We start from the raw sequence: 13,712 nt of genomic DNA, 5'->3' as shown, positions 1-13,712 counted from the left end.
TGCATGATCGTGCTCGATCCAGGAAAGAGTCCCCTCGCTCGTGGTCGAGGGCACTCTTTCCTGGATCGAGCACGATCTTGGGTGGTCCGGCCGGCCGAGCGCAGCCGGCCGGACCACCGTGTCGTCCGTCAGAAGGGGTACGTGCGGGCGACCGCCAGCATCTCGGAGCTGTGCGACCCGACGACGCCGACCGCCGGCGGCCGGGGGCGGAAGCCGGGCAGCGCGTCCAACCCGTCACTGGCGTCCATGGCCCGCAACGCCACCTGCCCGGCGATGGGCCGCAGGGTCAACGCGACCTCGATGCCCTCGGTGGGCGGGGCGTGGAACACCAGCCCGAAGCCCCACCTGCCCGCGCGGGGTTCCACCGGCACCGCCCGCCCGGCCACCTCGGCCCGCAGGACGGTGGCCGTCGACGTGTCGACGTGCAGGGTGGCGAGCCGGGCGGCCCGCTGCGGGGTGAGCCGCAGACGCAGCGTGCGTTCTCCACCAGACGTGGTGTCGGCCAGCACGTCCAGCTTCGGCGCCGGCAGGTTCGCCGGCTGTGCCGGCCCGGCCCGCAGCTCACCGTCGCCGAGCCCGGGGAAGTCGTCGCCGACGTCCGCCGTCCCGTCCACGTAGCCGTCCGTCCAGGACTGCGGATCACTCTCGTGGCTGAGCCAGCGGGCCTGGCCGGTGCCGGCGTCCATCGCGTACATCAGGTGGGTCGGCGCGGGATGCGCGGCGTCGAACCGGTCGACGCCCAGCCCGACCCCGGCGAGCACCACCGTCGCCACGGCGGCGGCCGTGGCCGGCAGCAGGCCGAACCGGCGGGCCCGCAACGCCCGCAGGCCGCGCTGGCCGCCGGCCTGCGGGTGCAGCAGGTCGACCACCGGCAGGGCGGCCAGGCCGAGCAGCACCGCGACCAGCGCGGCCACCCCGCCCATGCCCATTCCCAGCGCGGGGAAGAGCAGCACCACGGTGGGCAGCAGGATGACCACGCCGACGGCCGCGGCGGCGGTCACCGCCACCACCGGCCACGGCCCGGTCTGCCGGGTACGCAGCGCCACCAGCCCGCCGAGGGCGCCGGCCAGCGCCGGCAGGGTGGTGAGGTACGCCCCGCCGGGCACCGCCACGGCGAGCAGCACCCCGAGCAGGGCCAGCCAGGCCAGCCCGCCCACGGCAAGCGCGGCCGGGCCGATCCGGCGGCGCAGCAGCGCGTACCAGGCGAACAGGATGGCGGCGGCGAGCGCCACGACGGCCAGGCGGTACCAGACCGGGCGGTACGGGTCGAGCAGCTCCGCGTACCCAGGTCGGATCGTGGTGATCGCCAGCCAGAGCAGTTGGGCGGCGACCGGCGCGACCACGATCGGTGCCAGGGCCAGCCCGAAGCCGGCGGCGAGCCGGCCGGTGCTGGCCCGGCCCCGCCGACGGACCAGCCAGCCCAGCGCGACCACCGCGGCCACCGCGAGCAGGGCCAGCGGCAGGGTGAACGTGCCCGGGTAGTGGACCAGCCCGCCGGGGACCGGGAAGTAGGTCGCGTCGTGCCCGGAGCGCAGCTCGGTCAGGTCGGTGCGGCCGAACTCCCGGGCCAGGCCCAGCGCGTTGTCCCCGTGCTGTTGGAGGCTGCCCCGGTCCATGGCTGCCGGCGTGTCCAGCGGCGTGTGGTAGATCGCGCCGCCGTCGATGTACGCCGAGTTCAACCCGACGAACTTCTGGTCCAGGAACGCGGTGAAGTCGGTGTCGTTGGGCAGCGCCCGGTAGATCTCCACCGCGAACGAGGTGCCGACCGGGTGCGGGGCGGCCCGGCCGAAGACGTCCACAAGTTTCGCGTTGTTCCGGGACGTCTCGAACATGATCACCGGGCCGGTGGAGCCCCGCGCCTCCAGGTTGAGCACGACCCCGCCGTCGGCGGCCAGCGGGTGGCTGGCGGCGAACGCGGACGCGCCGCAGAGGCACGCCTCCTCCGCGTCGGTGAACACGAAGACGATGTCGTTGCGGGGCCGCGGACCGGTGCTCAGCGCACGGGCCACCTCGAGGATGGTCGAGGTGCCGGCCGCGTCGTCGTTGCCGCCCGGCCCGGTCTGCACCGAGTCGTAGTGGGCGACCAGGAAGACCCGGCCGGTCGAGTCGGTGCCGGGCAGCCGGGCCACCACGTTGCGGACTCGGGCCAGGGTCGCCCCGCCCGCCGCGCCGCTGAGCTGCCCGGCCTCCGGGGCCACGGTGTCCTGCACCTCGGTCTCCAGGCCCAACCCGCGCAACTGCTGCTCAAGGTGCGCCCGGACCTGGTCGTTGGCCGGGCTGCCGGCGACGTGCGACCGGGCGGCGATCACCTGGACGTCCTCGTACGCCCGGCCGGCGCTGAACTCGCCCACCGGCGCGTCCGCCGGCTTCGGCGTCGGCGTGCGCAGGTCGAGCAGGCTGCCGGCGCCGACGGCGGCCAACGCCACGAGCGCCGCCGCGGCGGCCACGAGCCGCCGGTGCGGCCTGGTCAGCGCACGATCCGCAGGGGGTACGCCCGGAGCAGGACGGGCCGGTGTGCCAGTCGGGGCCGGGGTGGGGGGTGCGCCCACGGAAACTCCTCGGGGGGTGGTGGGGCCTGGGGTGGCACCATCCTGCCCCCCGGCGGTCCCGGATGGCATGGCCGGTACGGCCCCGCACCGATCACCCGCGAGGTTTGTCCGTCGCCGGGCAGTGATGCGCCCCATCCCCGCCCGTGCCGTGGGCATCGTGTTGTGTGCGACCGTTGTCTAATACAGGATCAGCAGGGCACTCGGAAGGAGCCCGACATCACCAGCGAACTCCCGCGTCTCGCGGCGGTGACCCGGCCGCACCGGGGGTCCGGCTCGGCCGGGTCCCCAGTCGTGCCGTACCCGCATGGTGGCCTGGCGCGGCACGCCAACCTGCCGCCGGGTGAACGGTTGCGGGTGCTGCTGGTGGAGGACGACGAGGGCGACGCCTTCCTGGTCGGTGAGCTGCTCGCCGAGACCAACTCGATGATCGACCTGCTGGTCGCCACCAGCCTGCGAGAGGCGCGGCAGCGGATCAACGACGTCGACTGCGTCCTGCTCGACCTGGGCCTGCCCGACGCGCAGGGGCTGGACGGGCTGCGTCAGGTGCTGGAGATGTCCAGCGGCGCCGCGGTCTGCGTGCTGACCGGCCGCTCGGACGAGCACCTGGGCGTCGTGGCGGTCGCCGAGGGCGCACAGGACTACCTGGTCAAGGGCCAGGTCGACGGGGTGCTGCTGACCCGGGCGCTGCGCTACGCCGTGGAACGCAAGCGCGCCGACGAGAACGCCCGCCGGCTGCGGGAGGTCGAGCTGCGGCAGGCCGAGTCGGCCCGCCTCGAACGCGGCCTGCTGCCCCAGCCGCTGATGACGACCGACCAGGTGGCGGTGCACACCTTCTACCGGCCCGGCCGGCACGCCGCCCTGATCGGCGGGGATTTCTTCGACGTGGTGCAGACCCGTCCGGACCGTCTCGACCTGATCGTCGGTGACGTCTGTGGGCACGGGGTGGACGAGGCCGCGCTCGGCGTCGAGCTGCGGGTGGCCTGGCGGGCGCTCGTGCTCGCCGGAGTGCCGGACGACGAGGTGCTGCCCGCGCTGGAGCAGGTGCTGATGAGTGAGCGCCGCCTTCAGGAGATCTTCGCGACGGTGGCCACCACCAGGCTGGACCTGGACGCCAACCGCGCGACAGTCCGACTCGCCGGGCACCCGCCGCCGCTGCTGCTCGCCGGCGGCCGGGTCGTCCCGGTGCCCGCGCCCGGTGGCCGACTGCTGGGCGTACGACCCCGCCGGCCGATCGCCTACGACCTGGAGTTCGACACCGATGACTGGTCCCTGCTGATGTACACCGACGGGCTCATCGAGGGGCGGGTGGGAACGGGCAACGATCGCCTCGACGTGTTGGGGCTGAGTGGGCTGCTCGGCGAGCCGGCCAACCGTTCGGTGTCGCTGCCCGAGCTGCCCGCCTGGCTGGTCGGCCGGGCCGAGCGGCTCAACGGCGGCGCGCTCGCCGACGATGTGGCCATGCTGCTGGTGAGCCGCGGTGGTGGCCGGTGAAGCCGGTGGTCGGCGGCTGGAGTCTGCGCCGCCGGGTCATCACGCTGCTCACCGTCGTGGGGGTGCTGCTGATTGCCCTGGCCGGCGCGGAGGCCGCGATGGCCGCCCGCAACCGCACCCAGATCGACGCCGTCCTGAACGAGACCGGCCCACTTCGGGTCCAGTCCCAGGAGTTGCTCAACGCGCTGCTCGACCAGGAGACGGCGATCCGTGGGTACGCGGTCAGCGGTGACCCGGACGACCTGAACCCCTACCGGGAGGGTCTCGCCCAGGAGCAGAGCGTCACCGTCTCGATGCGGGCGCTGCTCGACGACTACCCGCAGATCAGCCAGGAGCTGCGCACCGTCGAGGAGCGCATCACGCAGTGGCGGCAGTCGGTGGCCGAGCCGGTGATCGCCACCACCGAGCGGAGCGGCACCAGCGCGGGCCAGGCACTTGTCACCGAGCAGGCCCGGCAGCAGTTCGACGAGGTGCGCACGGCGGTCAACGACCTCCAGGGGGAGGTCCTGGCCGCCCGGGAGCAGACCGCCGACAACGTACGGACCAGCAGCAACGTGCTTGTCGTGCTGCTGATCGTCGCCGCCCTGGTGGTGGTCGTGGCCGGCGCGGTGCTGCTGCTCTCGCTGGACCGGATGGTGATCCGGCCCCTGACCGGCCTGGCCACCCAGGTCCGCGAGGTCGCCGAGGGCGACTACCAGCACCGCATCGCCACCACCGGCCCGCCGGAGTTCATCCAGCTCGGCGACGACGTGGACGCGATGCGTCAGAAGATCGCCGCCGACCTGGCCGAGGTGCGGGCTGCCCGCGAGCGGATCGAGTGGGTCAACAGCCAGCTTCAGAAGCAGGCCGAGGAGTTGACCCGGTCCAACCGTGACCTGGAGCAGTTCGCGTACGTGGCCTCGCACGACCTGCAGGAGCCGCTGCGCAAGGTGGCCAGTTTCTGCCAGTTGCTCCAGCGTCGCTACGCCGGGCAGCTCGACGAACGGGCCGACCAGTACATCGCCTTCGCGGTGGACGGCGCCCAGCGGATGCAGCGCCTGATCAACGACCTGCTCGCGTTCTCCCGGATCGGCCGGCTCACCACCGGCTTCGTCGAGGTCGACCTCAACAAGGTGATGGGCGACGTGGCCGGCCAGACCGAGGCCGCGCGGCAGTACGCCGACGCGGAGCTGACCTGGACCGACCTGCCGGTGATCTCCGGTGAGGAACCGCTGCTCACCAACCTGCTGGCCAACCTGGTCAGCAACTCGATCAAGTTCCGCCGGGCGGATGTGCCGCCCAGGGTGCACGTCTCGGCGCGGCTGGTGGACGCCGAGTGGGAGATCACCTGTCAGGACAACGGCATCGGGATCGAGCCGGAGTTCGCCGACAAGATCTTCGTGATCTTCCAGCGGCTGCACTCGAAGGACGCGTACCCGGGCACCGGCATCGGGTTGGCCATCGTCAAGAAGATCGTCGAATATCACGGGGGTCGGGTCTGGGTGGACACCGACGTGCCGGAGGGCACGGCGATCCGGTTCACCCTGCCGGCGCTTCCGGCGGACCTGGAGGCGGCTGCCGCCGCCGACTCGTCGGAGCAGCCGCAGGCCCTGCCGGCGGGCGACGCCACGCCCTCGAACGAGACTCCGGCAGCGCCGACCGAGCAGTCCGACTCCTCGGACCGGCCGGACCGGGCCGACGAGCCGCCGGAAAGCGGTAGAACGGGTGACATGAGGGAGACGGTGGGATGACCGCGCCGGCGGATGGCAAGAGCCCGATCGAGGTCCTGCTGGTCGAGGACGATCCGGGTGATGTGCTGATGACCCAGGAGGCGTTCGAGGAGCACAAGCTGCGCAACCGGCTGACCGTCGTCTCCGACGGCGCCGAGGCGCTGGCCTACCTGCGCCGGGAGGGCCAGTACGCGGACGCGGTGGCGCCCGACCTGATCCTGCTCGACCTCAACCTGCCCCGGCGCGACGGCCGGGAGGTGCTGGAAGAGATCAAGAACGATCCGGAACTACGTCGGATCCCGGTGGTGGTGCTCACCACCTCGCAGGCCGACGAGGACATCCTGCGCAGCTACCAGCTGCACGCCAACGCCTACGTGACCAAGCCGGTGGACTTCGAGCGCTTCATCTCGGTGGTCCGCCAGATCGACGAGTTCTTCGTCAGCGTGGTCAAGTTGCCGCCGCGTGGCTGACACCCTGCTCGACGACGTCGGCGACCTCCTGCGGGAGGCCGCCGACCAGGTCGTGCTGCCGTTGTTCCGCAAACTCGACGACGCCGACGTGTCGGAGAAGGCGCCTGGCGAGGTGGTCACCGTCGCCGACCGCCGGGCCGAGGAGCTGCTCTCGGCGGGCTTGCGCCGACTGCGGCCCGGCTCGACGGTGGTCGGTGAGGAGGGTGTCGCCGACGACCCGGGGTTGCTGCGGCACCTGCGTGACGCCGGTGACGTCTGGCTGGTCGACCCGGTCGACGGCACCGCCAACTTCGCTGCCGGTCGCCGGCCCTTCGCCCTGATGGTGTCGTTGCTGAGCGACGGGCAGCCGGTCGCCGGCTGGATCCTCGACCCGCTCGCCGACACCCTCGCCGCGGGCTGGGCGGACGACGGCACCCTGCTCAACGGCCGGCCGGTGGCGGGCACCATCCCGGTGCCGCCGCTCGGCGAGCTACGCGGTGCGGCGATGACCCGGTTCCTGCCGCCGGAGACCCGCGACCGGGTCCGGGCCGGCGGTCGGCGGCTCGGCGAGCTGCTGCCCGGCCAGCACTGCGCCGGCCGGGAATACCTGGACATCCTCACCGGCGAACAGCAGTTCGTCCTCTTCTGGCGCACCCTGCCCTGGGATCACGCCCCGGGCACCGTGCTGGTCCGCGCGGCGGGTGGCGTCGCCCGCCGGTTCGACGGCGTCGACTACCACCCCGCCGACGACGGCCACGGTCTGCTCGTCGCGGCCAACGAGCAGGTCTGGACCGAGGTGCGCGACGCCCTTCTCGCCCCCTGACCCGGGCACTGCGCGACGGTGCCGGAACGCTCCGTCGACATCGGGGCGTTCCCGGCGTCGGGGGGCTGGTCAGCGGCTCACCGTCCGGTATCGTGACGGCGGTCTCCGCCAGCAGGCCGCCGACCGGCGCCGGCGGGGACGCCGCCGCGCAGTTGTTCACCGGGGGCCGGCGGTCGACGGAAGGACGCTTTCGTGCCCAGGACCAGGCTCGACCCGCGGCTCGGTCGCCGCACCCTGCTCACCCTGCTCGCCGCCGTCGCCCTGGTGCTCGGCGGTGCCGCCGTGCCGGCGTACGCCGAGCCCGGTGAGGGTGGCAGCAAGAAGCTGCAGGACGCGTTGGAGTTGACCGCCAAGGGGCACATCGAGGCCAAGGCCAAGCTCGACAACTCCAAGCGCCGCCAGACGGCGTTGACCGGCGAGTTGACGGCGATCGAGGGTCGCATGGGTGGGCTCACCGCCCAGGTGGGCGAGGTCGCCGCACAGTCCTACCGGATCGGTCGGCTCGGGCCGGCGTCGATGCTGCTCAACACCGCCACGCCGCAGGCATTCCTGGAACGCGCGAGCGATCTCGACCTGATGGCCCAGCGGGACAGCAAGCGGCTGCGTGCTCTCGTCGCAGCCCGGCAGCAGGCGCAACAGGCCAAGGTCGCCATCGACGCCGAGGTCCGCGAGCAGCAGAAGCAGCTCGCCGTGATGGCGAAGAAGAAGAAGGAGGCCGAGGCGGCGCTCGCCGAGGTCAGCTCGGGCAGCAGCAACGGTTTCAGCGGAGGCAGTTCCGCCTCCGCAAAGCCCGCCCCGCGTAACTCCGACGGGTCCTGGCCGTCGGAGTCCTGCTCCGTGAAGGACCCGACCACCTCCGGCTGCATCACCCCGCGCACCCTCAACGCGCTCAAGCAGACCCAGGCGGCCGGCTACAAGCGGCACGTCTCCTGTAAGCGCAGCGGTGGCGGCGGCGAGCACCCGAAGGGACGGGCCTGCGACTTCGCCGCGGCCACCAACGGCTTCGAGGACCGCAACGCGACAGGCGGCGACAAGGCGTACGGCGACAGCCTGGCCGCCTGGCACGTGCGCAACGCCGACCGGCTGGGCGTGCTCTACGTGATCTGGTACCGGCAGATCTGGCATCCCGGCACCGGGTGGCGTTCGTACAGTGGCAGCGGCAGTCCCGCCGCGTCCCACACGAACCATGTTCATCTCTCGATGTACTGACCACAAGCACCAGCTTCGCTGCGTACCATCGCGACGATGAGTTCCCCAACGCCCGACGTCGCGGCCCCGCCGGCCGCCGCGGCCCCGTCCGAGCCGATCACCGGCCGGGCGCTGCCTAACGGCCTGGCCGCCTTCCTGGTCTTCTTCTCCAGCGGTGCCGTGCTGGTGCTGGAGACCGTCGCGCTGCGCCTGGTCGGCCCGTACGTCGGGGTGACCCTCCAGGTGACCAGCTCGGTGATCGGTGTCGCGCTGGCCGCGATCGCCTACGGGGCGTGGACCGGCGGCTGGCTGGCCGACCGGCGCAACCCGCGCGGCCTGCTGGCCCCGGCGCTCGTGCTGGCTGGCATCGCCACCGCCGTCACCCTGCCCGTCGTCCGGTACGCCGGGGAGGTGCTGCGCGGTGGCGCGGCCAGTGGCATCCTGCTCCTCGTCTCGCTTGCCGTGTTCGTGCCGGCCGCGCTGTTGGCGGCGGTCACCCCGCTGGTCGTGAAACTCCAGTTGGCCGACCTGCGCCGCACCGGCCAGGTGGTCGGTCGACTCTCCGGGATCGGCACCCTGGGCGGCATCACCGCCACCCTGCTCACCGGCTTCGTGCTGGTCGCCGCCCTGCGCAGCACTGTCATCCTGGTGACCCTGGCGGTCGCCCTCGGGTTGGCCGGCATCGGCCTCGGCTGGTATCTGCGCCGGCAGGAGCCCACCGAACTGCCCGGTCCGGCCCGGACCCGGGCCGCGCTGGCCGTGCTCGGCCTGGCCGGGGCGGGCCTCGCCACCGTGGCACCGAACCCGTGCGACATCGAGACGGCGTACCACTGCGCCCGGGTCACCACCGACCCGAACCGGCCCACCGGCCGGACGCTGCTGCTCAACTCGGCCCACCACTCGTACGTGGACCTCGCGGACCCGAAACACCTGGAGTACGCGTACACGAAGTGGATCGGCGCCGTCGCGGACGTCGCCGCGCCGGCCGGTCAGCGGCTGGACGCGCTGCACCTGGGCGGCGGCGGATTCACCGTGCCGCGCTACCTGACCGCGACCCGACCGGGCACCGGGAACGTGGTGTTCGAGATCGACGGTGGGCTGGTCGAGCTGGGCGAGCAGGAGCTGGGCGTACGGACCGGGCCGGAGCTGCGGGCGGTGGTGGGCGACGCCCGGATGCTCGTCGGCGACGAGCCGACGGACAGCCGTGACCTGGTGGTCGGTGACGCGTTCGGTCACCTGGTGGTGCCCTGGCACCTGGCCACCCGGGAGATGGCGGCCGAGGTCCGGCGGGTCACCCGCCCCGGCGGTGTGTACGTGCAGAACGTCATCGACTACCCGCCGCTGCGGTTCATCCGCGCCGAACTGGCCACGGTGGCCGCCGAGTTCCGGCACGTCGCGCTGATCGCGCCGCCGGAGGCGCTCGCCGAGGAGCAGGGCGCCAACTTCCTCATCGTCGGCTCCGACGCGCCGCTGCCGCTGGAGGCCGTGCGGGCTCGACTGGCCGAGGTGGACCCGAAGGTCAGCCTGCTCTCCGGCACCGAGCTGACGGACTTCGTCGGCGGGGCGCTGGTGTTGACCGACGACTACGCCCCGGTGGACCAACTGCTGGCCACCGCCTGATCGAGTGACAACTCTGACCGATTCCGACACTGCAGGTGTAGGACGTTTGATCCTGGGCAACAACGGTCACCATGGGTGGTGGGGACCGAAACGGCGCGCAGCTCCTCGATGAGCGGTACCGACTGATCGAGCAGCTCGGCGCGGGCGGCATGTCGGTGGTGTGGCGCGGCTACGACGAGGTGCTCGGCCGTCAGGTCGCGGTGAAGGTGCTGGCCTCCAGGCTGGCCAGCGACCGCGCGTTCCGCCACCGGATCCGGATCGAGGCGCAGGCCGCCGCACGCCTCTGCCACCCCAACATCACGAACGTGTACGACTACGGCGAGTCCGAGCAGGTCGGTCTGACCGTGCCGTACGTGGTGATGGAACTGGTCGACGGCGCCTCGCTGGCCAGTCGACTGGGCCGGGAGACCCAACTGCCCTGGCGGGAGGCGGTCACGATCGGCGCGGAGGTCAGCTCGGCGCTGACCACCGCGCACGCCCGCGGCGTGGTGCACCGCGACGTCACCCCGGGCAACGTCATGCTCACGTCGACCGGGGTCAAGGTGGTCGACTTCGGCATCTCCGCGCTGGTGGGGGAGAGCGAGAAGGGACCGGACGGCGCGCTGCTGGGCACTCCCGCGTACCTCGCCCCGGAACGGCTGGACAACGGCCAGGTGTCCCCGGCCACCGACGTGTACGCCGTCGGGCTGCTGCTCTACCGGATGCTCACCGGCCGGCTGCCGTGGCGCGCCACCACGACCACCCAGATGTTGCGCGCACACATGTACAACGAACCGGAACCGATGCCCGCCGTCGAGGGGCTGCCCGACGAGGTGACCGAGCTGGTACGGCGCTGCCTGGCGAAGCGGCCCGCCGACCGACCGGCCACCGCCGAGGTGACCCGGATCCTCGCCGACGCGGCCGGGATGCTCGCGGCGGTGCCGGTCTCCCCGGCCGGCGGACCCCTGGACCCGGCCCTGCTGAGCACTGCGCGTACCACGATCCTGCCCTGGTCGGCGGCAACCGACGCGTTGCCGCTGTCGCGTACCCGCAATCGGGACCGGCGAGTCCGGCAGCGGGTGACCCGGCGTCGACGGGTGGAGGCCGGGGTGGCCGCCGTCGGGCTGATCGCGGTCACCGGGGCGATGTGGGGCTTCACCTCACGCAGTCCGGCCAGCGGCGAGGGGCGGCCGACGACCGAGGCGCGGATGGGTCTGCCGGCGAAGGTGCCGTGCGAGGTGGCGTACGCGCTGCGCACGGACTCCGGCACCGACTTCGCCGCGGACCTGACGCTCACCAACACCGGCGACCAGGAGTTGCGGGACTGGGCGATGAGCTTCAGCTTCCCCGGCCAGCAGACGGTGACGAAGTCGGAACCCGCACCCGTGTACCAGCAGGGGAGCACCGTGGTGGTCCGGCCGGCGGAGCAGCGCACCACGTTGGCACCCGGTGCCGCCGAGAAGCTCACCCTCACCGGGACGTACAGCGGGGCGAACCCGCTGCCGGTGGAGTTCCGACTCGGAGAGGTGGCCTGCGGGGTACGCGTTTCCGGGGTCGCCGGCAGTGCCCCGTCCACGGGGGTCGCCGGCAGTGCCCCGTCTGCGGCCCCGCCGAGCCAGGCGGTCACCCCGGCTAAGGCCCCGCCGAAGAAGGCGACGGCACCCAGCGGCTCCGGCGGTGGCGCCGCTAAGGCGAAGCCTCCGAAGGGTCCCGCCAAGCCTGGCCACGGCAAGGGGCCGGGTGGTCCGGGAAAAGGGTGACAGCCCCGGAGGGGCGCCACGGCGGGCCGCCGCACCGGAGATGACGGTCAGCGGCGTCCCGCGAACCGTTGCACCTGGTCGATGCCACCCTCCACCACCAGCACCCCACCCTGGGCCAGCGCCGTGTCGTCCGAGGCGTACCGGAAGCGCTCGCCGGGCGCCTTCGCGCCGATCACCCGGACCCCGGATCGCTCCTCCGGACGCAGGTCGAGCAGGGTACGCCCGACCAGCGACTCCGGCACCCGGACGGTGGCGATCGCGAAGTCGTCGTCGAACTCGATGAAGTCGAGCAGCCGGCTGACGATCAGATGCGCCACCCGGTCGCCGGTCTCCGCCTCCGGGAAGATCACGTGATGCGCGCCCACCGACGACAGGATCTTGGCGTGTTTCTGCGAGGTGGCACGTGCCCAGATCTGCGGCACACCCAACTCGACCAACGCCAGCACGGTGAGGACGCTCGCCTCCACCGACGCCCCGATGGCCACCACGGCCCGGCCGAAGCTGGTGACGCCGAGCTGCCGCAGTGCCCCATCCTCGGTCGCGTCGGCCTGGACCACCCGGTCGAGCTGGTCCGAGAAGCGCTGCACCTGGTCCGGGTTACGGTCGACGGCCAGCACCTCGCGGTCCATCCGGGTGAGCGACGCGGCCAGATGGCAGCCGAATCGACCCAACCCGATCACCACGATGCCGCCGCCGTCCGATCGTCTCGACACCTCGACCCTCCTCGCTCCTAGCCGACAATTGGTTGTTCCTGGGGGTAGCGGTAGAGCCTGCGCCGGGTGTTCAGGGCGATTGCCGACCCGAGGGTGAGCGGCCCGACCCGGCCGATGAACATCAGCACGGTCAGCACCAGTTGACCGCTGGCCGGCAGTTCACTGGCGAGACCTACGGTGAGCCCGGTGGTGCTGAACGCGGAGGTGACCTCGAACAGGGCGGCGACGAACCGCACGCCCTCGGTGAGCAGCAGCAGGAGCATGGTCCCGGCCGTGACCAGCGCGACGCTGAGCAGGGCCACGGTCACCGCCTGCCGCTGGCTCGCGGTGGCCACCCGGCGGTGCCCGACCGTCACGTCGGGCTCGCCGCGCAACTCCGCCCAGATGGTGAACGCGAGCAGGAAGAACGTGGACACCTTGATGCCGCCGGCAGTGCTGGCGCTGCCGCCGCCGATGAACATCAGCACGATCAGCAGCGGATAGCTCTCCTCCTGTAGGGCGGCGATGTCCATGACGCTGTAGCCGCCGGTGCGGCTCAACGCGATCTGGGTGAACGACGCGAGCACCTTGCCTCCGGCGTCGTACGAGCCGATGGTGCTGGCGTTTGTCCACTCGGCGGCGAGCAGGCCGGCGAAACCGAGCAGCAGCAGGGCGATGCTGCCCCAGATGGTCAGCTTGGTGGCCACCGCCCAACCCGCCGGCTTGCGCCACTCTCGGACGGCCTCGAACAGGGCGGGAAACCCCAGCCCGCCGACGATGGCCCCGAACGCCAACGGCAGTGACACCCACGGATCGCGGTCGAAGGCCAGCAGGCCGTCGGTGTAGAGCGCGAAACCGCCGTTGTTGAAGGCCTGGATGGCGTGGAATACGCCCGACCAGAGCGCCCGCCCGGGCGGGTAGTCGTACGCCCACCAGAGCCGACCGGCGACCAGAGCGGTCAGCACGGCCTCGCAGGCGAAGACGGTGATCGCGATCCGGCGCAGCAGCCGGCCCACGTCACCGATGCCGAACTCCGCCGTCTCAGCCTGCACCAGCAGCCGGTTGCGCAGGCCGAGCTGACGCGAGACCACCAGGATGACGAGCGCCGCCGCGGTGAGGATGCCGAGACCGCCGAGCTGGGTGAGCAGGGTGATCACCAGCAGTCCCCAACCGGACCAGTAGTTGGGGGTGTCGGTGACCGCCATGCCGGTGACGGACACGGCCGAGGTGGCGGTGAAGAGCGCCGTGACCAGTGGCGGGCGCTGGTGATCGATGGTCGCCCACCGTGCCATGAGCAGCCCGGCACCGAGCAGGATCGGCACCAGGAAGGCGAACGGCACCAGCCGCACGGGGTTGCGGAAAAACCGGCGCACCAGACAATCTTCCTTTTCCGCCCGTCGCCTGGCGCGGGAACGCGCATTCCGGAGATTCACCTTCCGGCCAGCCATCGAC

The 13,712-nt window shown here is 72.3% G+C and carries 10 protein-coding genes; 7 read left to right on the top strand and 3 right to left on the bottom strand.

The features are described from left to right. Window positions 1-128 precede the first annotated feature (128 nt). A complete protein-coding gene (locus AB0C25_RS06725; protein WP_357371048.1) occupies window positions 129-2,447 on the bottom strand; it encodes a M28 family peptidase in 2,319 nt (772 codons plus the stop codon). Window positions 2,448-2,840: 393 nt separating this feature from the next. On the opposite strand from AB0C25_RS06725, the gene AB0C25_RS06720 reads away from it, so the two are divergent. The 7 genes from AB0C25_RS06720 to AB0C25_RS06690 all read left to right on the top strand — a co-directional run bounded on the left by AB0C25_RS06720 (window position 2,841) and on the right by AB0C25_RS06690 (window position 11,568). After that, on the top strand, window positions 2,841-4,040 hold the full coding sequence (locus AB0C25_RS06720) for a fused response regulator/phosphatase (RefSeq protein WP_357370341.1): 1,200 nt from the start codon (window positions 2,841-2,843) through the stop codon (window positions 4,038-4,040). Further along, on the top strand, window positions 4,037-5,770 hold the full coding sequence (locus tag AB0C25_RS06715; protein WP_357370339.1) for an ATP-binding protein: 1,734 nt from the start codon (window positions 4,037-4,039) through the stop codon (window positions 5,768-5,770). The genes AB0C25_RS06720 and AB0C25_RS06715 overlap by 4 nt, the downstream gene beginning before the upstream one ends. Further along, window positions 5,767-6,219: a response regulator gene (locus tag AB0C25_RS06710; RefSeq protein ID WP_007465485.1), complete on the top strand. Its 453-nt coding sequence runs from the start codon at window positions 5,767-5,769 to the stop codon at window positions 6,217-6,219. Before AB0C25_RS06715 ends, AB0C25_RS06710 begins: the two co-directional genes overlap by 4 nt. Continuing rightward, on the top strand, window positions 6,212-7,021 hold the full coding sequence (locus tag AB0C25_RS06705) for an inositol monophosphatase (RefSeq protein WP_357370337.1): 810 nt from the start codon (window positions 6,212-6,214) through the stop codon (window positions 7,019-7,021). The genes AB0C25_RS06710 and AB0C25_RS06705 overlap by 8 nt, the downstream gene beginning before the upstream one ends. Window positions 7,022-7,213: 192 nt before the next feature. After that, a complete protein-coding gene (locus AB0C25_RS06700; protein WP_357370335.1) occupies window positions 7,214-8,230 on the top strand; it encodes a hypothetical protein in 1,017 nt (338 codons plus the stop codon). Window positions 8,231-8,266: 36 nt separating this feature from the next. Beyond that, window positions 8,267-9,829, top strand: a complete 1,563-nt coding sequence (locus tag AB0C25_RS06695; protein ID WP_357370333.1) for a fused MFS/spermidine synthase — start codon at window positions 8,267-8,269, stop codon at window positions 9,827-9,829. A 71-nt stretch (window positions 9,830-9,900) separates the two neighbouring features. After that, a complete protein-coding gene (locus tag AB0C25_RS06690) occupies window positions 9,901-11,568 on the top strand; it encodes a serine/threonine-protein kinase (RefSeq protein ID WP_357370331.1) in 1,668 nt (555 codons plus the stop codon). A 47-nt stretch (window positions 11,569-11,615) separates the two neighbouring features. Here the strand turns inward: AB0C25_RS06690 and AB0C25_RS06685 are convergent, their stop codons facing one another. Both AB0C25_RS06685 and AB0C25_RS06680 read right to left on the bottom strand, forming a co-directional pair. Then, the gene (locus tag AB0C25_RS06685; protein ID WP_357371047.1) at window positions 11,616-12,248 is read right to left on the bottom strand and encodes a TrkA family potassium uptake protein; all 633 of its coding nucleotides are present in this window, start codon (window positions 12,246-12,248) and stop codon (window positions 11,616-11,618) included. Between the two features lie 50 nt (window positions 12,249-12,298). Beyond that, window positions 12,299-13,633: a potassium transporter TrkG gene (locus AB0C25_RS06680; RefSeq protein ID WP_357370329.1), complete on the bottom strand. Its 1,335-nt coding sequence runs from the start codon at window positions 13,631-13,633 to the stop codon at window positions 12,299-12,301. Window positions 13,634-13,712 lie beyond the last annotated feature (79 nt).

The sequence above is a fragment of the Micromonospora sp. NPDC048839 genome, assembly GCF_040649915.1.
Classification (GTDB): domain Bacteria; phylum Actinomycetota; class Actinomycetes; order Mycobacteriales; family Micromonosporaceae; genus Micromonospora.
The sequence above is the reverse complement of the archived record's forward strand: the minus strand, read 5'-3'. Positions and strand labels throughout refer to the sequence as shown.